The 19,937-nt window shown below is 64.2% G+C and carries 21 protein-coding genes and 1 tRNA gene; 11 read left to right on the forward strand and 11 right to left on the reverse strand.

What is annotated here, in order from left to right; translation table 11 throughout:
• Positions 1-68: 68 nt before the first annotated feature.
• Positions 69-1,595, reverse strand: coding sequence for a HAMP domain-containing sensor histidine kinase (locus tag QU595_RS06740; protein WP_315920037.1), 1,527 nt, complete (start codon positions 1,593-1,595; stop codon positions 69-71).
• An 85-nt stretch (positions 1,596-1,680) separates the two neighbouring features.
• Between QU595_RS06740 and QU595_RS06745 the strand changes: the two genes are divergently transcribed.
• The 4 genes from QU595_RS06745 to QU595_RS06760 all read left to right on the forward strand — a co-directional run bounded on the left by QU595_RS06745 (position 1,681) and on the right by QU595_RS06760 (position 4,165).
• A complete protein-coding gene (locus tag QU595_RS06745) occupies positions 1,681-2,289 on the forward strand; it encodes a thermonuclease family protein (RefSeq protein WP_315920039.1) in 609 nt (202 codons plus the stop codon).
• A gap of 44 nt (positions 2,290-2,333) precedes the next feature.
• Positions 2,334-2,945, forward strand: coding sequence for a glutathione S-transferase (locus tag QU595_RS06750; protein ID WP_315920041.1), 612 nt, complete (start codon positions 2,334-2,336; stop codon positions 2,943-2,945).
• On the forward strand, positions 2,885-3,565 hold the full coding sequence (locus QU595_RS06755; RefSeq protein WP_315920042.1) for a uracil-DNA glycosylase family protein: 681 nt from the start codon (positions 2,885-2,887) through the stop codon (positions 3,563-3,565). The genes QU595_RS06750 and QU595_RS06755 overlap by 61 nt, the downstream gene beginning before the upstream one ends.
• Before the next feature lie 108 nt (positions 3,566-3,673).
• A complete protein-coding gene (locus QU595_RS06760; RefSeq protein ID WP_315920043.1) occupies positions 3,674-4,165 on the forward strand; it encodes an Lrp/AsnC family transcriptional regulator in 492 nt (163 codons plus the stop codon).
• 23 nt (positions 4,166-4,188) lie between these two features.
• Here QU595_RS06760 and QU595_RS06765 read toward each other — a convergent pair whose 3' ends face one another.
• From QU595_RS06765 to moaA, 7 genes are all read right to left on the reverse strand, one after another.
• A complete protein-coding gene (locus QU595_RS06765; RefSeq protein WP_315920045.1) occupies positions 4,189-5,067 on the reverse strand; it encodes an NAD(P)-dependent oxidoreductase in 879 nt (292 codons plus the stop codon).
• Positions 5,068-5,125: 58 nt separating this feature from the next.
• Complete coding sequence (locus QU595_RS06770) at positions 5,126-5,956, reverse strand: ABC transporter permease (protein ID WP_315920047.1); 831 nt, start codon at positions 5,954-5,956, stop codon at positions 5,126-5,128.
• On the reverse strand, positions 5,953-6,666 hold the full coding sequence (locus QU595_RS06775; RefSeq protein WP_315920048.1) for an ABC transporter permease: 714 nt from the start codon (positions 6,664-6,666) through the stop codon (positions 5,953-5,955). The genes QU595_RS06770 and QU595_RS06775 overlap by 4 nt, the downstream gene beginning before the upstream one ends.
• A 116-nt stretch (positions 6,667-6,782) precedes the next feature.
• Positions 6,783-7,565 (reverse strand): ABC transporter substrate-binding protein, encoded by a 783-nt coding sequence (locus QU595_RS06780; RefSeq protein ID WP_315920049.1) that lies wholly within the window; start codon positions 7,563-7,565, stop codon positions 6,783-6,785.
• Between the two features lie 169 nt (positions 7,566-7,734).
• Positions 7,735-8,244 carry a molybdopterin-guanine dinucleotide biosynthesis protein B gene (gene mobB / locus QU595_RS06785; RefSeq protein WP_315920050.1) on the reverse strand — a complete coding sequence of 170 codons (510 nt, stop codon included), beginning with the start codon at positions 8,242-8,244 and terminating at the stop codon, positions 7,735-7,737.
• Between the two features lie 41 nt (positions 8,245-8,285).
• Positions 8,286-9,206 (reverse strand): DMT family transporter, encoded by a 921-nt coding sequence (locus QU595_RS06790; protein WP_315920051.1) that lies wholly within the window; start codon positions 9,204-9,206, stop codon positions 8,286-8,288.
• A gap of 136 nt (positions 9,207-9,342) precedes the next feature.
• A complete protein-coding gene (gene moaA, locus QU595_RS06795; protein ID WP_315920053.1) occupies positions 9,343-10,338 on the reverse strand; it encodes a GTP 3',8-cyclase MoaA in 996 nt (331 codons plus the stop codon).
• Positions 10,339-10,574: 236 nt separating this feature from the next.
• Between moaA and QU595_RS06800 the strand changes: the two genes are divergently transcribed.
• A complete protein-coding gene (locus QU595_RS06800) occupies positions 10,575-10,925 on the forward strand; it encodes a DUF971 domain-containing protein (protein ID WP_315920054.1) in 351 nt (116 codons plus the stop codon).
• A 7-nt stretch (positions 10,926-10,932) separates the two neighbouring features.
• Here the strand turns inward: QU595_RS06800 and QU595_RS06805 are convergent, their stop codons facing one another.
• Complete coding sequence (locus QU595_RS06805; protein ID WP_315920055.1) at positions 10,933-11,385, reverse strand: MarR family transcriptional regulator; 453 nt, start codon at positions 11,383-11,385, stop codon at positions 10,933-10,935.
• Positions 11,386-11,433: 48 nt separating this feature from the next.
• Between QU595_RS06805 and QU595_RS06810 the strand changes: the two genes are divergently transcribed.
• The 3 genes from QU595_RS06810 (at position 11,434) to QU595_RS06820 (ending at position 14,633) form a co-directional block, all read left to right on the forward strand.
• Positions 11,434-12,342 carry an alpha/beta hydrolase gene (locus QU595_RS06810; RefSeq protein WP_315920057.1) on the forward strand — a complete coding sequence of 303 codons (909 nt, stop codon included), beginning with the start codon at positions 11,434-11,436 and terminating at the stop codon, positions 12,340-12,342.
• A 214-nt stretch (positions 12,343-12,556) separates the two neighbouring features.
• A complete protein-coding gene (locus QU595_RS06815) occupies positions 12,557-14,413 on the forward strand; it encodes a murein L,D-transpeptidase (protein ID WP_315920058.1) in 1,857 nt (618 codons plus the stop codon).
• A gap of 145 nt (positions 14,414-14,558) precedes the next feature.
• Positions 14,559-14,633, forward strand: a tRNA-Val gene (locus QU595_RS06820).
• Between the two features lie 8 nt (positions 14,634-14,641).
• Here the strand turns inward: QU595_RS06820 and QU595_RS06825 are convergent.
• Positions 14,642-15,337 carry a phosphoglycolate phosphatase gene (locus tag QU595_RS06825; RefSeq protein ID WP_315920060.1) on the reverse strand — a complete coding sequence of 232 codons (696 nt, stop codon included), beginning with the start codon at positions 15,335-15,337 and terminating at the stop codon, positions 14,642-14,644.
• Positions 15,338-15,488: 151 nt separating this feature from the next.
• On the opposite strand from QU595_RS06825, the gene rpiA reads away from it, so the two are divergent.
• The 3 genes from rpiA (at position 15,489) to gor (ending at position 18,298) form a co-directional block, all read left to right on the forward strand.
• Positions 15,489-16,187 (forward strand): ribose-5-phosphate isomerase RpiA, encoded by a 699-nt coding sequence (rpiA, locus tag QU595_RS06830; protein ID WP_315920061.1) that lies wholly within the window; start codon positions 15,489-15,491, stop codon positions 16,185-16,187.
• Positions 16,188-16,222: 35 nt separating this feature from the next.
• The gene (locus QU595_RS06835; protein WP_315920062.1) at positions 16,223-16,804 is read left to right on the forward strand and encodes a DUF2059 domain-containing protein; all 582 of its coding nucleotides are present in this window, start codon (positions 16,223-16,225) and stop codon (positions 16,802-16,804) included.
• Between the two features lie 102 nt (positions 16,805-16,906).
• Complete coding sequence (gor, locus tag QU595_RS06840; RefSeq protein ID WP_315920064.1) at positions 16,907-18,298, forward strand: glutathione-disulfide reductase; 1,392 nt, start codon at positions 16,907-16,909, stop codon at positions 18,296-18,298.
• 48 nt (positions 18,299-18,346) lie between these two features.
• Here gor and mgtE read toward each other — a convergent pair whose 3' ends face one another.
• Positions 18,347-19,714: a magnesium transporter gene (gene mgtE / locus QU595_RS06845; RefSeq protein ID WP_315920065.1), complete on the reverse strand. Its 1,368-nt coding sequence runs from the start codon at positions 19,712-19,714 to the stop codon at positions 18,347-18,349.
• Between the last annotated feature and the right edge of the window lie 223 nt (positions 19,715-19,937).

The following is a 19,937-nucleotide window of genomic DNA, read 5'->3' on the forward strand; positions in this document are numbered from 1 at the left end:
ATGGTCTATCTAAATGATTATGCCGCATGTGTGCGACGCCAAGCGATTCCGCCTGGCTGCAACATGCTCTAGCGGCGCCGGCCGGCCGTCGCAGCCACTTTCGTCGGCAGGGCCGGAAGCTCTTCCATCACCCGCGTCGGCGGGAAGATGGCGATCGCCTCGGTGCCTTCCCGCAGCTTCGACTGCAGGTCGAATTCGCCGCCATGCATGGCGATGAGGCCCTGCACGATCGGCAGGCCGAGCCCTGTTCCCTGTTCGGCGCTCTTGATGGCGATCGATCCCTGGCCGAAGGCCGAGAGCACGACCGGAATCTCGTCAGCGGGAATGCCGGGCCCGTTGTCCTTGACCGAAACATATTGCCCGCCGCCGGCCGTCCAGCCGGCGCGCACGCGCACCTCGCCGCCGGTCGGGGTGAACTTGATGGCATTTGAAAGCAGGTTGAGCGTGATCTGGCGCACCGCGCGTTCGTCGGCGAACAGGCGCGGCAGTTCCGGCTCGAAGTCCTGGACGATCTGGATGCCTTTGTTGCGCGCCCTCAGTTCCATCATGTGGCAGCAATCCTCCACGATGGAGAGGAGATGCACCGGCTCCTCGTTGAGCTGGTAGCGGCCGACCTCGATGCGCGACAGGTCGAGGATCTCGTTGATGAGGTCGAGCAGATGTTGCCCGGATTCCAGTACGTCAGCGGCATAGTCTCTGTAGGTCGGATTGCCCATCGGCCCGAGCACCTCGTTGGCCATGACCTCGGAGAAGCCCAATATGGCGTTGAGCGGCGTTCGCAGTTCGTGGCTCATGGATGCCAGGAAGCGCGATTTGGCCAGGTTCGCCTCCTCGGCGCGCCGGCGTGCCTCGTCGGACATAGATTTGGCCGTTTCGAGTTCCGCGATCAGGGCGTCCTTCTCGGTGCGGAAGGACAGCAGCATCACGGTCGAACGATGAAGATGGTGGGCCACATAGGCGAAGAACAGCAGCGCCAGCACCAGAAGCACGACCATGATCGCTTCGATGGGCAGTAAGAGCCGCGCGCCGAACCAGCCATAGACGGCGACGGGCAGGGCGAAGGTGGAAAGCAAAGCGCCGCTGAGCGAGGAGGCCATGATGGCCGTGGCGGCCATCGCCAGCAGCAGGATGACCGCCTTGACGACGGGAAACTGATCGACCGCGCAGGACGGGCAGCCGAGCGAGGCGAAATAGGCCCAGCCGAGCCCGCTGACGAAATGAGCCGTCAGGAAGAAGCGGCGCGTCTGCCTCGGTTTGACCGCGCCGGCCTCGGTGCGGTCGACACGGCGGGCGATGAAGGCCAGCCCGGCATAGCAGCTCACCGTCAGCAAAGCCCAGACGAGGATTTCGCTGCCCATGCCGGCGAACAGTCCGGCGGCCGAGATCAGCACCACCAGCAGCGGGATGGCCGTGGCGCTGCCCGCCATGGCGCGCGCATGCAGCTTCAGGAGTTCCCGGTCGAAATCGGGATTGCCGGCCTGCTGCGAAAGCCGGTCGCGCGTCTTCTTGACGGCGCGCGCGACATCGCTGTTGCGGTGACGCTTGCTGCGATCCACAATGTTTTTGTCCGCTGTGTGCAAGCGTTCCGAACGCATTAAAACTTCAATTTACGCGGGTATGGATGCTCCAAACTCCACGCTAGGACGGAATGCTTAAGAACTTGTTTGCCATATGAGTCGAATGCCAAGTCGCCGTGCCGGATCGCGCACCGGAACGAGCCCGCGCGGAAGATGGCGCACGATTGCCGACTATGCGCTGATGCTTGCGCTGTTCGCCGCGCTGGCCCTTTTGGTGGCGCTTTTCGACAAATCGCAGCGGCGTGTCGAACTCGGACGGGCTCTTGTCGGCGACGGCGATTCGCTGACGCTGGCGGGCCAGCGAATACGCCTGCGCGGCATAGACGCGCCCGAATATACGCAGACCTGCCGCAAGGTAGGCGCCGATTACGCCTGCGGACGGCTGGCCAGGCAGGCGCTCGTGGATTTGATCGCGAACCGTCCCGTGACCTGTACCGGTTCGCGGACAGATCGCTACGGCCGCCTGCTGGGGGACTGCGAGGTGAACGGCCTCGATCTCAACCGCACCATGGTGTCCTCGGGCTGGGCCGTGGCCTATGGCGATTTCGACGCCGAGGAAAAAGCCGCGCGCGCGGAAGGTCGCGGCGTCTGGGCCGGCGAGTTCGAACGCCCGCAGGACTGGCGCCGGCGCCATGACGGCAGGGACGAGCCGCGTCATGATATCCTGGCCATGATTGGCGACTGGCTGCGAGAATTTTTCCACCTGCGCTGAGCGCTTTCCTATATTCGGGGAAAACCATGGTCTCGGAGGGCCGCATGAAACTGTTCGATGGCGGGCGTGCGCCAAATCCACGCCGGGTTCGCGTGTTCCTGGCCGAAAAAGGCATCGAGGTGCCGCTGGTGCCGGTGGACATGGGCGCGCTGGAGCACAAGGGAGAGACGGTGAGTTCGCGCAATCCCTTGCGCCGGTTGCCGGTGCTGGAACTGGACGACGGCACGATCCTGACCGAATCGGTCGCCATCTGCCGCTATTTCGAGGAGTTGCACCCCGAGCCTGCCCTGTTCGGGAAAGGCGCGCTCGGCAAGGCGCTGGTGGAAATGTGGCAGCGGCGCATGGAGTTGAACCTCATGCTCCCGGTCGCCTTCGCGTTCCGCCACATCCACCCGGCCATGAAGGAATGGGAAGTGCCGCAGATTCCCGAATGGGGCGAGGCCAACAAGCCGAAGGCGATCGGGTTCCTGCGGCTGCTGGACAGGGAACTGGCCGGTCGCCCGTTCGTCGCGGGTGATGCCTATTCGATCGCCGATATCACCGGCATGATCGCCGTCGATTTCATGAAGCCGGCGCGCATCCAGGTGCCGCCTGAATGCACCAATGTGCTGCGCTGGCATGGCGAGGTGTCCAGCCGTCCGAGCGCTGCCGCCTGACCATGGGCATGGAACTGGACCGGCTGGCCGAAATCGTCCGCGCCTGCCGCATCTGCCTGAACGATCCGCTGGGCCGGCCGCTGCCGCATGAGCCCCGGCCGGTTCTGGTGCCGTCCGCCACGGCGCGCGTCCTCATCGCCAGCCAGGCGCCGGGCACCAAGGTGCATCTCTCCGGCCGGCCGTTCACGGATGCTTCCGGCGACCGGCTGCGGAGCTGGCTGGGCGTCACGAGCGAGGAATTCTACGATCCGGCCAAATTCGCCATCGTTCCGATGGGTTTCTGCTTCCCGGGGCAGGATGCCAAGGGAGGGGACCTGCCGCCGCGCCGCGAATGCGCGCTCGCGTGGCGTTCGCAGCTGATGGCGCTGATGCCGCAGATCGACTTGGTCCTGACCATCGGCATCTACGCGCAGAACTGGCATATGGGGGCGGCGCGCAAGGCCTCGCTGACCGACACCGTGCGCGACTGGCGCTCGATCTGGGCGGAGCCTTCGGAGCGCCAGGTGCTGCCGTTGCCGCATCCCTCCTGGCGCAACACGGGCTGGCTGAAACGCAATCCCTGGTTCGAAATGGAATTGCTGCCGTTCCTGAAGGCGCAAATCCGTGATCGGATTGCCTGACACACTCGCAAAATATCACTCGTTTTCGTCTCGCCCGGCAGAATTTCTTTCTTGGCGGCATGCCGAATAAAGAGGATGATGCAAATCATATTCTCCGGAGAGCTTGAAATGGACCGCCTCGACAGAAAAATTTTGCGCCTGCTTCAGGAAGACGCGACGCTGGCGGTCGCCGATGTGGCCAAGAAGGTCGGGCTTTCGACCACGCCCTGCTGGCGCCGTATCCAGAAGCTGGAGGAGGAGGGCGTCATCAAGCGGCGCGTGGCCGTGCTCGATCCGGAAAAGATCAATGTGCGCGTCAACGTGTTCGTGTCGATCCGCACCAATTCGCACAGCCATGAATGGCTGCGCCGCTTTTCGGAAGTGATCCAGGAATTTCCGGAGGTGGTCGAGTTCTATCGCATGAGCGGCGACGTCGATTACCTGCTGCGCGTCGTCGTGCCGGACATCGCCGCCTACGACGCCTTCTACAAGCGGCTGATCGCCAAGATCGAGATCCGCGACGTGTCGTCGTCCTTCGCCATGGAGCAGATCAAGTACACGACCGAAATGCCGCTGGACTATATGGTGCTGGACCGCGAGGCAGGGCAGAGCGCCGCCTGAAGCGGCGCGCCGATCCCGCGATATCAACCGCCGAGCTTGTCCAGCCGGGCCATCAGCGAGCAGGTGTCCCAGCGGCCGCCGCCCATGTTCTGCACATCCTTGTAGAACTGGTCGACCAGCGCCGTGACCGGCAGCGAAGCCCCGTTGCAGCCGGCTTCGTCGAGGCACATGCCGAGGTCCTTGCGCATCCAGTCGACGGCGAAGCCGAAATCGTACTTGCCCGCATCCATGGCCTTGTGGCGGTTCTCCATCTGCCACGAGCCCGCCGCGCCCTTGGAGATGACGTCCACCACCTTCTCGATGTCGAGCCCTGCCTTCTTGCCGAAGTGGATGCCTTCCGCGAGGCCCTGGACGAGACCGGCGATGCAAATCTGGTTGATCATCTTGGTGAGTTGCCCCGCGCCGGCGGCCCCCATCAGGCCGACCATGCGCGCATAGGCTTCGATCACCGGCTTAGCGCGGTCGAACACGGCCTGTTCGCCGCCCACCATCACCGTCAGCACGCCATTTTCCGCGCCGGCCTGGCCGCCCGATACCGGGGCGTCGAGGAAAGCCAGCCCGCGTCCGGCCGCTTCCGCTGCAAGTTCCCGGGCCACTTCGGCCGAGGCGGTGGTGTTGTCGATGAAGATTGCGCCTTTCTTCATGGACTGGAACGCGCCTTCCGGACCGGAGGCCACGGCGCGCAAATCGTCGTCGTTGCCGACGCACGAGAACACGAAGTCCTTGCCTTGCGCCGCTTCGGCCGGTGTCTTGCCGAAGCTGCCGCCATGCTCGGCCACCCATTTTTCGGCCTTGGCGGTGCTGCGGTTGTAGACGGTGACGTCGTGCCCGCCCTTGTTCTTCAGATGCGCGGCCATCGGATAGCCCATCACGCCCAGACCGAGAAACGCTACGCTCGCCATTGTCAGAATCCCTTTCGACCCGTGTTTATGGGTTACTTAGCCCAAGCGTCGGTGCGAGTCAGCGTTTGAGATGGCGCGTGATGCGCCGTTCGATCCATTCGATCGCGTGGCGCAATATCTCCACGAGGACGAGATAGATGATGGCCGCCCAGATATAGGTCTGGAAATCGAAGGTGCGCGAATAGGCCAGCCGCGTCACGCCCATCAGGTCATAGACCGTAATGATGGCGACGATTGCCGAACCTTTCACCATCAGGATCACTTCGTTGCCGTACGGCCGCAGCGCCACGATCAGCGCCTGCGGCAGGATGATCTTGCGCAGCGTGAGCATGCGGTGCAGGCCGAGCGCCGCTGAGCCCTCCCATTGGCCTCTCGGCACGCTTTCGATCGCGCCGCGCAGGATCTCGGCCTGGTAGGCGGCGGTGTTCAGGGAAAAAGCGAAGACGGCGCAGTTGAAGGCATCGCGGAAGAAGCTCCACAAGCCCACCGCCTGCAATTCGGGCCGGAAGGACCCGATGCCGTAATAGACGAGGAAGGTCTGGGCCAGCAGCGGCGTACCGCGGAAGAAATAGACATAGCCGTAGGCAAGCGCCCTGAGTACCCTGTTCTTCGACATGCGCGCATAGGCTATCGGGATCGAGATGATCGCGCCGGCCACGATCGAGATGCCGACGAGCGAAAGCGTGACTTCGACGCCTGATCGGTAGAGCGGCGCGTATTTCCGGACGAATTCGGGGTTCCAGGACGTTGCCAGGAACCAGACCATCGCCAGTCCGAGCAGGGCCCACAGGGCCAGAAGCACATAGCCGAGCACACGGGCGCGCGACCAGCCTTGCGCCACCGGGGGCGGCGGGTCGATATCGACCGTGTTGTCCGCAGCCAGGCTCATCGGCGCGCCTCCTTGCTGCCGACGGCGCGTTCTATGGCTCCGATGCCGAAGGAGGAGACGATCGCGAGCGCCAGGTAGATCAGCCCGGCGAAGCCGAAGAACAGGAAGGCATGTTTGGTGACGCGGGCGGCAACGCCCGCCTGGCGCAATATGTCGGTGAGGCCGATGGCCGATACCAGCGCCGTATCCTTCAGCAGGATCAGCCACAAATTGGCCAGGCCGGGCAGGGCGATGCGGATCAGTTGCGGCAGGACGACGAGCCGCATCGTCTGCCATTGGGACAGGCCGATGGAATAGCCGCCTTCATATTGGCCGCGCGGGATGGCGCGAAAGGCGGACAGGAACACCTCGCTGGCATAGGAGGAGAAGACCACGCCCAGCGCCACCATGCCGGACACGAAGGCGTTCACCTCGATCGTCACTCCCGGCTGGAAGATCTGGAACAGCTTCTGCAGGCCGATCTGCGCGCCGAAGAAGACGAGGAACAGGGTGAGGAGCTCGGGCAACCCGCGAAAGATCGTGGTGTAGATGTTTCCGGCCAGCCTGAGCGCCGGTTCGCCGGATTGCTTGGCCAGCGCGATCAAAAAGCCGATGGCAAGTCCGACCGGCAGGGTGGCGAGCGCAAGCGACACGGTGACGAGGACGCCATAGGCGATGTCGTCCGACCAGCCTTCGGGTCCCCAGCTCAGAAGCGTCCATACGCTCTGCATCCGCCCGACTGTCCTCCAGCCCCGTCTGCCCGTTCAGGAAGCGGCCAATCCCCGAGCCGCCGACCTCATGCGAAAACGGCGGGGTAGACCCCCGCCGTCCGCTCTATGTCCGGCAATCAGGATTCGCCGCCATATACGTCGAACTTGAAGTACTTGTCGTTGATTTCCTTGTACTTTCCGTTGGCGCGGATGGCCTTGATCGCTGCGTTCAGCTTCTCGCGCAGATCATTGTCGCCCTTGCGCACGGCAATGCCGGCGCCCGGCCCGTGGATCTCCTCCACCGGCTTGATGGTGCCGATCAGCTTGCAGCAGGCGCCTTCGGGCGAATCCAGGAACTGCTGCAGCACCACCACGTCGTCATTGGCGGCGTCGAGGCGGCCGTTCTCCAGGTCGAGCTGGTATTCCTGCGCGGTCGGGTAGGGCTTGATGGTGGAGTCGGTGTAGGTCTTGGTCGAATAGTTGAAATGGGTGGTCGAAGCCTGCACGCCGATCGTCTTGCCGGCGAGGTCTTCCTTGGTCACGCCCTTGATGTCGCTGTCCTTGGGCGCGATGATGCCGGGCGGGGTGTTGTAATATTTGTCGGTGAAGTCCACCTTTTCCTTGCGTTCGGGAGTGATGGACATCGAGGCGACGATGGCGTCGAACTTGCCCGCCTGCAACGCCGGGATGATGCCGTCCCAATCCTGCGCGACGAATTCGCACTTCACTTTCATTTCGTCGCAGAGCGCCTTCGCGATATCGATATCGAAGCCTTCCAGCTTGCCGTCGGCGGTCAGGTTGTTGAAGGGCGGGTAGGCGCCTTCGGTGCCGATCTTGACCACCTTTTCCTGCGCCTGGGCGGCGCCCAGGGTCAGAAGCGCGGCCGATGCCGCAAGCGCGATCCGCAGTGCTATACGCATGATGTTCCTCTCTGCATGGTCCGGCGGTTGTTCAGCCGGCTTCTCGTGGCGGTGCTCCCGACCGCCCGCTGGCCGGATACTCCCACTCTTTCCGGGAAAAAAGCAACTGCAAAACCATGCCGTGGCGCAACGGCGATCCTTACGCCGCGTCATGCACGCATAAGGTGTTTCAAACGGTTATGCCGGTAGTCCGCTCGATGAAGTCGGCGATGGAGGCGATGTCGTCGAGATCGAACACGGGCAGGGCTTCGCCCTCCTGGGGATAGTCGGCGGCCACCGCCACGATATTGGGATCGTTCGCCGAAAGCGGCGCATGCTCCTTGGCGTCGCGACGGCGCGCCTCGATCTTCCGGTGGCCTTCGCGCTTGTATCCCTCCACGATAACGATGTCGGCCGGAGCGAGGCGGGCAAGCACCTGTTCGAGCGTCGGCTCCTGCTCGCCGCGCAATTCATGCATGAGCGCCCAGCGCCGTCCCGAGACGATGGCCACTTCCGTCGCCCCGGCTTGGCGATGGCGAAAGGAATCCGTGCCCTCCTTGTCGATGTCGAATTCATGGTGGGCGTGCTTCACCGTCGAAACCCGCCGCCCGCGCCGCACCAGTTCGGATACCAGTCTTTCCGTCAGCGTCGTCTTGCCGGAGTTCTTCCAGCCGGTGATGCCGAAAACCCGGTTGGTCATGGTCGCGATCCTCGCAATGCGTCTTGCCGCCTCGGGCGCGCCTATATGCCTTCCGGCTCGAGCGCCGGTCCAGCCCTTTTCGGGGCGGCGCGCGGTCTGGCCGAAAGCCGCTCGCGATAGAGCGCATAGAGGCCGGAACAGACGATGATGGCCGAGCCGACGAGCATCGGCGTGTCGGGGCGTTCCGAAAAGACGACGAGGCCGAGGAACATCGACCAGATCAGCGACGTGTAGCGGAAGGGAGCGATGAAGGAGATCTCGCCGGTGCGCATCGCCTGGATGATGAACTGATAGCCGATCACCACCAATATGGCCGCCAGTGCCAGAAGGCCGGTGCTTGCGGGTGTCATGGGCGTCCAGCCGCCCATGGGCTTCAGCACCAGCGCGCCGACCACCACCATGGCGGCCGACGTCGCCGTGGAGACGAGCAGCGTCGGCACTTCGGCGGGTATGCGTTTGGTCGCGAGGTCGCGCACCGCGCAAAAGCCGACGCAGGCCAGGGCGATCAGGGAATAGACGTCGAAACCCGAGAAGCCGGGCCGGACGACGATCAGCACGCCGGCGAAACCCGCCGCGATCGCCAGCCAGCGCCGCCAGCCGACCTTTTCGCCGAACACCAGCGCGGCGCCCATGGTCACGGCCAGCGACAGCGATTGCAATATCGCCGAGACGTTGCCGATCGGCAGATGCGCCAGCGCGATCAGGAACGTCACGGTTCCGCCGACCTCGCCGGCGACGCGCAGCAGGACGAATGGTTGCAGCATCAGCCGGGGCGATGCGAGCGCGCCGCGATGCCATGCCAGCGTCGCGACCAGGAAGGTGGCGAAGATGCCGCGCACCAGCATGACCTGCGCCATGTTCATGCTCTCGGAGCAGAACTTGGTGATTGCGTCGTTGGTGGTGAAGCCGATCATGGAAACGACCATGAACAGCGCGCCGCGTAGGTTGTGCGAAACAGGCAAGGAAACGCCCCCCGGTGGCTTCTTCCCGAAGCTCTACCAGCAGGCGCGTAGACAGCAATGTGAAAGCGCTGGGCCACGCCGACGAATGTCGGCGGCGTCGGCCGAGAACGCGTCCGAGGGGAACGAAAGCTGCGGGTCAGCCGCCGGTGACGCTCATATGGCGCGACACCGAAGGCCGATTGGTGCGGCGGTCGATGACGAAATCATGGCCTTTCGGCTTACGCCCGATCGCCTCGTCGATCGCCGCCGAAACGAGTTCGTTGCCTTCGGAGGCGCGCAGCGGCGCGCGCAGGTCGGCCGCATCCTCCTGTCCGAGGCACATATAGAGCGTACCGGTGCAGGTAAGCCGCACGCGGTTGCAGCTTTCGCAGAAATTGTGGGTCATCGGCGTGATGAAGCCGAGCCGGCCGCCCGTTTCGGCCACCTGGACATAACGCGCGGGGCCGCCGGTCTTGTAGGGGATGTCGGTCAGCGTGAATTGGCGCTCCAAGCTGGTGCGAAGGAGCGACAGGGGCAGGTACTGGTCGGTCCGGTCGGCGTCGATCTCGCCCATCGGCATGGTCTCGATCACGGTCACGTCCATGCCCCGGCCATGCGCCCAGCGCAGCATTTCCGGGATCTCGAGATCGTTGAAGCCTTTCAGCGCCACGGCGTTCAGCTTCACCTTGATCCCCGCCGCCTGTGCGGCATCGATGCCGGCCATCACCTTGTCCAGATGGCCCCAGCGCGTGATGGCGTGGAATTTGTCGGGGTCCAGCGTGTCGAGCGAGACATTGATGCGCTCGACGCCGCAATCGGCCAGTTCGCCGGCGAAACGCGCCAGTTGCGAGCCGTTGGTGGTCAGGGTCAGTTCTTCCAGCGCGCCGCTTTTCAGGTGGCGCGACAGTTCATGCATGAGGTGCATGATGTTCTTGCGCACCAGCGGCTCGCCGCCGGTGAGACGGAGCTTCTTCACTCCCTTCTCGATGAAGACGGTGCAAAGGCGATCCAGTTCCTCGAGCGACAGCAGGTCCTTCCTGGGCAGGAAGGTCATGTCTTCGGCCATGCAGTAGACGCAACGGAAATCGCAGCGATCGGTGACCGACACGCGTAGATAATTGATCGTTCGACCGAATGGGTCGATCATGTCCATCCTGCATTCCTCGCCCGGGCGCGTCCGTCAGGTGCGCCTATATGCTGTCCCACGTTATATCCTGCTATGTGATACGAAGCGACAAAACGTTCAAGACAGTCGTGGGTGATCTTTGGTCACATGTCTATCTTGGCCCTACAGGTCGATATCGCCTGTCGCCGTCGCGAAAACGGCTTTCTGTACCCGCCAAAGCGCGTTAGGGATGCATCTTCTGCCATAGTTCGGATCGCCGCATCATGACCGCGCCAAAGGAACTCAGGGTCTCGAAGGACCGCAAGCTGCTGACCGTGACCTTTCCCGGCGAGGGGCCTTTCGACCTGCCCGCCGAGATGCTGCGCGTGCTCTCGCCCTCGGCGGAAGTGCAGGGCCATTCGCCCGAACAGCGCGTCACGGTGCCCGGCAAGCGCAACGTCGCCATCCGCAAGATCGACCCGGTCGGCAATTATGCGGTGCGCATCACCTTCGACGACTTCCATGACACGGGCATCTTTACCTGGGCCTATCTCGAGGCGCTGGGGCGCGAGAAGGAAACGCGCTGGCAGGCCTATCTCGACGAACTCGACCAGAAGGGCCTGACGCGCGGCTGAGCCGGCTTCAGGCGTCCTTCAGCACGTCTGCGATCTTGCCCATCTGCTCTCCGATCAGGTCGCACTGTTCGGTTGTCGACTGGCTCATGACCAGCTCGATCAGGCCGGTGTAGACCTTCAACGCTTCCATGAGCAGCGCCGCGCCGGCCTCGGTGAGGGTGAGGCGCAATATCCTGCGGTCCTTTTCGTCGCCCTCGCGGCGCAGCAGGCCGCGCGATTCGAGCTGAGGCAGCAGCATGGTGATGCTGGACCGGCCGACCAGCAGCCGCCGGGCCAGGTCGTGCTGCGACATGCCGGGATGGCGATAGAGGTTCATCAGCACGTCCAGTTGCGCCGGCTTGAGGTCGAGCGGCGCAAGCCGCGCCGTCAGCGCCCGGTCCACCATGTGGCAGGCGCGTCCCACCGCCACCCAGTTGCGGAAGCGGGGGTTATCCCAGGGCAGCTCTTGCTTATTGTTCATGTTTGAACTATTAATGTTCACTCTTGAACCAAGTTGTAACCGGTCACTATGGCATCGTTTGGATTGAAGGTCATCCGCGGCCTGTTCGGCCTGGGCGAGCGCTTCTCGCCGGCCATTGCGGGCCGGACGGCCTTCGAACTGTTCTGCCGCACGCCGAATGTCAAGCGGTTGACGGCGGGCGAGCGCCGGGCGGTTTCAGGCGCGGCGCAGTTCATGACCGAAGCCCGGCACCACCGGCTGAAGGTCGGCAACAGGTGCGTCGCCGTGCATGAGTTCCGGCCGGACCCCGGGCATCCGGTTCGCGGCACGGTCCTGATCGTCCATGGCTGGCGTTCGCGGACCGAATACATGCGCGCGCTGATCGAAGGATTCCGGCAGGCCGGCCACAAGGTGGTCTCGCTCGATCTGCCCGGCCATGGCCAGTCCGGCGGCCGGCGGCTCACTCTGGTCGATGCCGTCCGGGCAGTGGGGGCGGCGAGCGACTGGTTCGGCCCCTTCGCCGCCATCGTCGGCCACTCCTTCGGCGGCGCGGTGGCGGTCAATGCCGTGGCGGGCGGGCTGGAAGGCATCGCGCCGGTCGCCGCCGGCCGCCTGGTGCTGATCGCCGCGCCCTGCGACATGGCGGATGTCTTCGCCGGATTCAGCCGCACGGTGAACCTTGGCCCGCGCTCCCAGGACATCATGTCGGCCAGGGTGGAGCGGATTTCGGGACGGCGGCTGGAGCATTTTCAGGGAAACCGGCAACTCGCCCTGACACCCGTGCCGACGCTCGTCGTGCACGCGCATGACGACAGGGAAGTCGCGGCCTGGCATGCCGAACGCTATGCGGCGGCAGGCGATCATGTGCGCCTCCTGTGGGCGGACGGCCTCGGCCATCGCCGCATCCTCGCCGATGCCGAAGTGGTGCGGCAGTCCGTCGGCTTCGTGGAAGAGGGCGCGCCGGGGCTGCGGCACTGAACGCGCAAGCCATTTCTTCCCCGCAGCGGTTTGCCGGCCCGCGCCTTCCGCTCTCACGACGTCGTGAAGCCGTTCTGCAACAGAGACGCGGAAATTTATAGAACCTTAACCAAATCGGTATGAATCGATATGATCGCGTCATACACCCGCCACCCATCTGGCGGGTTCGTTTCGCGGCGGAAACGGGATCCGGCATAACCGGAGCGGGTGATTCATGAGATCTTTCGGGTCGAGAAGCGTCATGCTGTCGGCGGCGGCGTTTGCAGCCGTTCTGGCGCTCGGAGCGCCGCAGGCGGGCGCGCAGGGCTTCTTCGATATGATATTCGGCGGCAGCGGACGGCAGGACCGGCCCTTGCGTGGCAATTTTCCGCCTCCGCCGAAAACGAAAAGGGCGCCGCAGGCGGCCCCGGTAAAGATCAGTTCGCCCACCTACAACACCTATAAGGCCACGCCGCTGGTGCGAGTCGACTTCGCGCCGCTGACCTCGAAGCCGCAGAAAGCTACTTTCGAGCCCAGCCTGGACGGCGCCGCCTTCCGGGAGGCGCTGGCTGGGCTGGACGGGCTGGATCTTCTGGCCGAACCCGATATCGCCAAGGCGCTGGTCGCCTATTACGCGGACAATCCCGATTTCATCTGGGTTTCGGGATCGAGCGCCAACAGCCGCGCGCAGGATGCCGTGCGCATGCTGGGAGAGGCCGACAGCTACGGGCTGACCGCGTCCGACTATGCGGTCGATGTTCCTCCCGCTGCCTATTCCATGGACGATACGGCCGGCCGCATGAAACAGCTCATGCAGTTCGAGATGAAGCTGTCGGCGCGGGTGCTTCGCTACGTCAGGGACGCGCAGAACGGCCGGATCGATCCCAACCGAATCTCCGGATACTACGATTTCCCGGCCAAGCCGCTCGACATGGTGGGCGTGCTGAAGACCCTGGCGCACACGCAGGAAGTACACGCCTATCTGGAATCCCGGCATCCGCAGAATGCCGAATACCAGGCGCTGCGCGCCGAGCTCGAAACGCTGCGCGCAAGCGAGGAGAACGAAATCGTCGTCGATCCGAAGCTGCTCCTGAAGCCGGGCGAGACCAGCCCGGAACTGCCGAAGCTGCTTGCGCTGATCGGGCGGGACAAGGAACTGCACGACGGCTATGCCGACCTTCTCGCGCGGCTGGGCACCAGCGAGACCTACGAGTCGGACCTCAAGCCGCTGATCGAAGCCGCGCAGAAGAAGGCCGGCCTGAAGCCGGACGGCGTCGTCGGACCGCGCACCGTGGCGCTGCTGGCCGGAACGTCCAAGGCCGACAAGCTGGCGAAGGTGCGCTACGCGCTGGAGGAACTGCGCTGGCTTCCTTCCGATCTGGGCAGCCCCCGCGTCTTCATCAACCAGCCGGCCTTCACGGCGAGCTACATCGAAGGCGACCAGGAGAAGTTGAAGACGCGCGTTGTCATCGGCAAGGTCACCAACCAGACCTCCTTCTTCTACGACCAGATCGAACGGGTGGAGTTCCATCCCTATTGGGGCGTGCCGCAGTCGATCATCGTCAATGAGATGCTGCCCCGGCTGCGCAACGATCCGGGCTATCTCGACCGGGCCGGCTATGAGGTGACCGATTCGAGCGGCCGCCAGATTCCGTCATCCTCCGTGGACTGGGGCGCCTATGGCGCGAGGGTGCCGTATAATGTGCGCCAGGCCCCGAGCGAGGCGAACGCGCTGGGTGAACTGAAGATCCTGTTCCCCAACAAGCATGCCATCTACATGCACGACACGCCGCAGAAGTCCTTCTTCCAGCGCGACAACCGGGCGCTGAGCCATGGCTGCGTACGCCTGCAGGACCCGCGCGGCATGGCCGCCGCGGTGCTCGGCACGAGCGTCGACGAAATCGCCGGCACGCTCAAGAAGGGGCATTCGTCGGAGAACGTGACGCGCAAGATCCCCGTCTACGTGGCCTATTTCACCGCCTGGCCGGACATGTCGGGCAAGGTCGAATATTTCAACGACGTCTACGGACGCGACGAAAAGCTGCAGCAGGCGCTGGACGCTACCGAGGCCGTGCGCACGCCCTCGACCTGACCGCGCAAGGGTAGGCGCGGCTGCGCCGCCGTTGTCATGCCTTTGCGGATCACAAAACCGGCTGGACGTTGAAATAAGCCGGTTGACTTCGCAGACGCTGCTCCCTTATATCCGCGGCGCGCTTGGCCCTTACGGGTTCGCAGGCGGGCGATTAGCTCAGCGGGAGAGCACACCCTTCACACGGGTGGGGTCGTAGGTTCAATCCCTACATCGCCCACCATCTCCCTTTCACGAAATCCCGGTTCCTTTCGCGCTCCCGATCAGCTTCGCGGCGAGATCAAGCGTTAAGTCGTCGAAATGCGAGATCACGGCCGACGGCTCGAATTCGCTGACATGCCGGTCGGTGTAGCCGAAATCCACCGCCACCACCGGAATGCCGGCCGCCTTGGCCGTGTCGATGTCGGTCTGGGAATCGCCGACCATCAGCGCGCGTTCGGGGTCGCCTCCGGCCAGTTCGATGGTCTTGAGCAGGTGGCGCGGGTCCGGTTTGCGGAAAGGAAAGGTGTCCTGGCCCGCTATGGCCGTGAAATGCTTCGTCAGTCCCAGCGCCTCGATCAGCGCCAGCGAGCTGGCCTCGAATTTGTTGGTGCAGACGGCGAGCGCGTAGCCGGCGTCCTCGAAGCGGGCGATCGCCTGCAGCACGCCCGGATAGGGCAGGGATTTGCCCGGAATGTTCTGCGTATAGTGGTCGAGGAAGATCTTGAGCAGCCTGTCGTGCTCCTCGGCCGGTAAGCGTTTCTGCTGCGCCGAATAGGCACGTTCGATCATCACGCGCCCGCCATGGCCGACGAAGCGCTTGAAGCCGACCGTGTCCACGGCCTGCATCTGTCCGGCGGCCAGGCTGTGGTTCAGGCTGTCGAGCAGGTCGGGGGCGGTGTCGATCAGGGTGCCGTCGAGATCGAACACGATTATGGGCCGCTTCATGCTATGTCCTTTCTGCTGTCTGCGGCAGCCGATAGCCCCCGATCGGCGGACAGGCAAGCCGGGCGTGGACGGCGGCGGCACAGCCCTTTGACCTTGCGGACAAAAATGCTACCAGCGCCCGGACGCGGTTTCGAAGCGGAAGAGCTCTCCAATGGATGCCAGACAACTGAAGATCGAGGCGGCAAGGGTTGCCCTTTCCCATGTGAGCGACGGCATGCGGCTGGGCATCGGCACCGGCACGACCGCGGAGGAATTCGTGCGCCTGCTCGCGGAAAAGGTCGCGACCGGCCTGAACATCGTCGGCGTGCCGACCTCGGAGCGCACCGCCGCGCTTTGCCTTGAACTGGGCGTGCCGCTCTCCACGCTCGAGGAGACGCCGGAACTCGACCTCACCATCGACGGCGCCGACGAGATCGGCCCGGAACTGACCCTGATCAAGGGCGGCGGCGGCGCGCTGCTGCGGGAAAAGATCGTGGCGGCGGCCTCGGCGCGCATGATCGTCATCGCGGACCGTTCCAAGCTTGTGGAGACGCTCGGCCGTTTTCCGCTGCCCATCGAGGTCAACCGCTTCGGCCTGCGCGCCACGGAGATTGCCATCGGCAAGGCTGCGTCGACGCTCGGCCTGCAAGGCCCGCTCACATTGCGGATGACTGCCGGGGTGCCTTTTGTTACAGACGGCGGTCATTTTATCCTCGATGCATCTTTTGGCCGCATTCCGGATACAAGAGCGCTTTCCGGTGCTCTCCATGCCATTCCCGGTGTGGTAGAGCACGGTCTTTTCATTGGACTGGCATCGGCGGCGATCGTTGCCGGCGGCGACGGCATCGAAACAGTCTACGCCGCCCGATAGCCAGAATACGGTAAAACAGGGGAGTCCTACCGATCATGATGTTGCACAACCGGGTTCGCCGCCTTTGCGCCATGCTGGCTGCCTCTGCCGCCCTGGCGCTCGCATCGCCCGTCTTCGCCCAGGATATTTCCGATTCGCACCTGAAGGCGGCGCGCACCGCCGTGGCCGCGATCCATGCGACCGATTCTTTCGACAACATCCTTCCGCAGGCGGCCGGTGCGCTGGAACAGCAGCTCATCCAGAAGAATCCCGACCTGCAGAATCTCATCTCCAAGACGGTCAGCGAAAAGGCGCTGGCTCTGGCCTCGCGCCGGTCCGACCTGGAGAAGGAGGCCGCGACGGCCTATGCCAAGGTGTTTTCCGAACAGGAACTGAAAGACATCGCCACCTTCTACAATTCGGACGCCGGCAAGAAGCTGCTTTCCAGCGGCCCCATCGTGACGCGTGAATTGGTGAAGGCCGCCGAAATCTGGCAGAACGGCGTCGCCCGCGATCTCGCCCAGCAGGTCGGCCAGGCGCTGGCCGCCGCCGCCGGCACCAAGGTCCAGCCCGCTGACGCTTCGCAGCCCGCCGACAATGCCCAGCCCGCAGACGGCGGCGACGGCTCGCAGGACTGATCGCGTCATCGATCCGATCGCAAAAGCCCGGCTCTGGCCGGGCTTTTCTTTTGGCGCTCCGCGGCCTACCAGTGGGCCCGAAATCATCGGACGGAGCTTGCCATGACCGCTTACGACTACGATCTTTTCGTCATCGGCGGCGGCTCGGGCGGGGTGCGGGCCGCGCGCGTAGCGGCAGCGCTGGGCAAGCGGGTGGCCATCGCCGAGGAATACCGGTTCGGCGGCACCTGCGTCATTCGGGGCTGCGTGCCGAAGAAGCTGCTCGTCTATGCCTCGCAATTTCCCGAACATTTCGAGGACGCCGCCGGCTATGGCTGGACCGTGCCGAAGGCCGATTTCGACTGGCCGACCCTGATCGCCAACAAGGATCGCGAGATCGAGCGGCTGGAAGGCATCTACAAGCGCAATGTCGAGGGTGCCGGTGCCGAGACCTTCCATGCGCGCGCCGAACTGGTCGATCGCCACACGGTGCGCCTGGCCGGCGAAAACCGCACCGTGACTGCCGAAACGATCCTGATCGCCACCGGCGGCCGCCCGGCGCCTCACCCGGCGCTGCCGGGACATGAGCACTGCATCACCTCGAACGAGGCGTTCCACCTCGCGCAACTGCCGAAGGCGATCGTGATCGAGGGGGGCGGCTATATCGCGGTGGAATTCGCCAACATCTTCCACGGCCTCGGCGTGGAAACCACGCTGGTCTACCGCGGTGCGGAGATATTGAGCCGCTTCGACATGGATCTGCGGCGGACGCTGCACGAGACGATGGAAAGGAAGGGCATCAGGATACTCTGCCATGCCGTTTCCGAGAAGGTGGAGCGCCGCCCTGACGGGCGCCTGGACGTGACCGTCAGCGGCGGCGAAGTGCTGGTGACGGACCAGATGATGCTCGCCATCGGCCGCGTGCCCAACACGGAAGCCCTCGGCCTGGAGGCCGCCGGCGTGCGGACGGCGAAGACCGGCGCCATCGAGGTGGACGACTATTCCCGCAGCAATGTCGACAATATCTGGGCCATCGGCGACGTCACCAACCGCGTGCAACTGACGCCGGTGGCGATCCATGAAGCGATGTGCTTCGTGGAGACGGCCTTCAAGGGCAATCCCGTTGCGCCGGATCATGACACCATCGCCACTGCGGTTTTTTCCCAGCCGGAAATCGGCACGGTCGGCCTTTCCGAGGACGAAGCGGCAAAGCGTTACCCGGAACTGGAGATCTACCGGGCTTCGTTCCGCCCGATGCGGAACACGCTCTCCGGCCGCGACGAGAAGATGCTGATGAAGCTTGTCGTGGACGCCGCCACCCGCAAGGTGCTCGGCGCCCATGTCCTCGGGCCGGATGCCGGAGAGATGGCGCAGTTGCTCGGCATTCCGCTGAAGGCCGGTGTTACCAAGGACGATTTCGACCGCACCATGGCTGTCCATCCCACCGCGGCAGAGGAATTCGTCACCATGTACAAGCCGAGCTATGTCGTAAGAGACGGCAGACGGGTCGATTGATCCGGCCCGTCTGCTCTTTCAAACCTCTCGGCCGTCAAAGCCCCATGGTCAAAGCAAAGTGCCCGACAGGATCACCAGCGCGACCGTGAAGTAGATCGCCAGTCCCGTGACGTCGACCAGCGTGGCGACGAAGGGGGCCGAGGCGCTGGCCGGATCGAAGCCGATGCGTTTCAGCGCGAAAGGCAGCATCGAGCCCGTCAGCGAGCCGAAGGTGACGATCCCCACCAGCGCCACGCCGATCGTCACGGCGATCAGCATCCAGTGCGGGCCATAGTCGTAAAGGCCCAGATGCTGCCAGAGCGTGATGCGCGCGATGCCGACCAGCCCCAGCATGGCACCCAGAACGATCCCGCTCGGCAGTTCGCGCAGCGCCACCCGCCACCAGTCGGCCAGCGAAATCTCGCGCAGCGCCATCGCGCGGATGACCAGCGAGGTCGCCTGCGAGCCGGAATTGCCGCCGGAACTCATGATGAGCGGAATGAAAAGCGTCAGCACGATCGCCTTTTCCAGTTCCGTCTCATAGTGCTGCATCACGCTCGCCGTCAGCATTTCGCTGAGGAACAGGGCGCACAGCCAGCCGCCGCGCTTACCGATCATGGAGAAGAACCCCATCTTCATGTAGGGTTCGTCCAGCGCTTCCATGCCGCCGAAACGGTGCACGTCCTCGGTGGTCTCCTCGATCATCGTGTCGACGATGTCGTCGACCGTGACGATGCCGAGGACCCTGTCCGCGGCGTCGATGACCGGCACCGCAAGCAGGTCGTATTTGCGGATGAGCTGCGCCACCTGCTCGACGTCCGTCAGCGGTGAAACGGTGACCGGCGCGACATCGGGTGCGATGTCCATTATGCGGTCTTCGGGGCGGCCGATGATGAGGCGCCTCAGGCCGAAGGCGCGCAGCAGCGCCCGCGTCTCGGGATCGACCACATAGATGGCGTAGATCGTCTCGCGGGTGCGCTCGACCTTGCGGATATAGTCCAGCGTGCGGCCGACCGTCCAATCGGGCGGAACGCTGACATATTCGGTGGTCATGATCGAGCCGGCGCTGCCCTCGGGATAGCCGAGGATCGACAGCAGCGTGTGGCGCAGCGACGGCGATATCGCATGCATCAGCTCGCCGCGCGCCGGCTCCTCCAGCTCGCGCACGATGTCGGCCGCGCGGTCCACGGACATGGCGGCCAGCAGCTTGGCCGCGCGCTCGCGCGGCAACGAGGCCATAAGTTCGGGCGCCGCATCGAGCTCGGGCTGGTCGAATATCTCGACGGCGCGCTCGAACGGCAGTTCGGACAACAACTCGCCGGCGACCTCGTGCGACTCCTGGTTCAGGGCCTCGACGATGTCGGCGACGTGATCGTTTGCGAGGATACGGGCGATTGCGAGAGCATCGCCGCCCGCGACGGGCGAAAATTCGTTCATGGCTCACTCCTGGCCGTCGGCCGGACGCGAGCCCGTCGGGTCACGTCAAGCGGACGGCGATTGCGTTCGACTGTGACTGTCGCCAGGCATGGCGGATTGACCTTTCCGCTTGCAGGGTTGGTTCGGCGCTGCAAGCCAGCGCAACATAGGAAAGAGCGGTCCTAAGTCAATCGAAATAAGCCGGAAATCGCCGCCGGAAAGACGCGCTCGCATCAGTGTGATG

The sequence above is a fragment of the Mesorhizobium sp. SP-1A genome (assembly GCF_032460275.1).
Taxonomy (GTDB): Bacteria; Pseudomonadota; Alphaproteobacteria; order Rhizobiales; family Rhizobiaceae; genus Mesorhizobium.

Excerpts from the sequence above, each read along its gene's own strand:
- gor (WP_315920064.1), top strand. The coding sequence starts at position 16,907 with ATGACCGCTTACGACTACGATCTTTTCGTCATCGGCGGCGGCTCGGGC.
- rpiA (WP_315920061.1), top strand. The coding sequence starts at position 15,489 with ATGGATGCCAGACAACTGAAGATCGAGGCGGCAAGGGTTGCCCTTTCC.
- QU595_RS06825 (WP_315920060.1), bottom strand. The coding sequence starts at position 15,337 with ATGAAGCGGCCCATAATCGTGTTCGATCTCGACGGCACCCTGATCGAC.
- QU595_RS06805 (WP_315920055.1), bottom strand. The coding sequence starts at position 11,385 with ATGAACAATAAGCAAGAGCTGCCCTGGGATAACCCCCGCTTCCGCAAC.
- QU595_RS06770 (WP_315920047.1), bottom strand. The coding sequence starts at position 5,956 with ATGAGCCTGGCTGCGGACAACACGGTCGATATCGACCCGCCGCCCCCG.
- moaA (WP_315920053.1), bottom strand. The coding sequence starts at position 10,338 with ATGGACATGATCGACCCATTCGGTCGAACGATCAATTATCTACGCGTG.
- QU595_RS06775 (WP_315920048.1), bottom strand. The coding sequence starts at position 6,666 with ATGCAGAGCGTATGGACGCTTCTGAGCTGGGGACCCGAAGGCTGGTCG.
- QU595_RS06835 (WP_315920062.1), top strand. The coding sequence starts at position 16,223 with ATGATGTTGCACAACCGGGTTCGCCGCCTTTGCGCCATGCTGGCTGCC.
- QU595_RS06750 (WP_315920041.1), top strand. The coding sequence starts at position 2,334 with ATGAAACTGTTCGATGGCGGGCGTGCGCCAAATCCACGCCGGGTTCGC.
- mgtE (WP_315920065.1), bottom strand. The coding sequence starts at position 19,714 with ATGAACGAATTTTCGCCCGTCGCGGGCGGCGATGCTCTCGCAATCGCC.
- QU595_RS06760 (WP_315920043.1), top strand. The coding sequence starts at position 3,674 with ATGGACCGCCTCGACAGAAAAATTTTGCGCCTGCTTCAGGAAGACGCG.
- QU595_RS06815 (WP_315920058.1), top strand. The coding sequence starts at position 12,557 with ATGAGATCTTTCGGGTCGAGAAGCGTCATGCTGTCGGCGGCGGCGTTT.
- QU595_RS06740 (WP_315920037.1), bottom strand. The coding sequence starts at position 1,595 with ATGCGTTCGGAACGCTTGCACACAGCGGACAAAAACATTGTGGATCGC.
- QU595_RS06755 (WP_315920042.1), top strand. The coding sequence starts at position 2,885 with ATGCACCAATGTGCTGCGCTGGCATGGCGAGGTGTCCAGCCGTCCGAG.
- QU595_RS06765 (WP_315920045.1), bottom strand. The coding sequence starts at position 5,067 with ATGGCGAGCGTAGCGTTTCTCGGTCTGGGCGTGATGGGCTATCCGATG.
- QU595_RS06800 (WP_315920054.1), top strand. The coding sequence starts at position 10,575 with ATGACCGCGCCAAAGGAACTCAGGGTCTCGAAGGACCGCAAGCTGCTG.
- QU595_RS06780 (WP_315920049.1), bottom strand. The coding sequence starts at position 7,565 with ATGCGTATAGCACTGCGGATCGCGCTTGCGGCATCGGCCGCGCTTCTG.
- mobB (WP_315920050.1), bottom strand. The coding sequence starts at position 8,244 with ATGACCAACCGGGTTTTCGGCATCACCGGCTGGAAGAACTCCGGCAAG.
- QU595_RS06745 (WP_315920039.1), top strand. The coding sequence starts at position 1,681 with ATGCCAAGTCGCCGTGCCGGATCGCGCACCGGAACGAGCCCGCGCGGA.
- QU595_RS06810 (WP_315920057.1), top strand. The coding sequence starts at position 11,434 with ATGGCATCGTTTGGATTGAAGGTCATCCGCGGCCTGTTCGGCCTGGGC.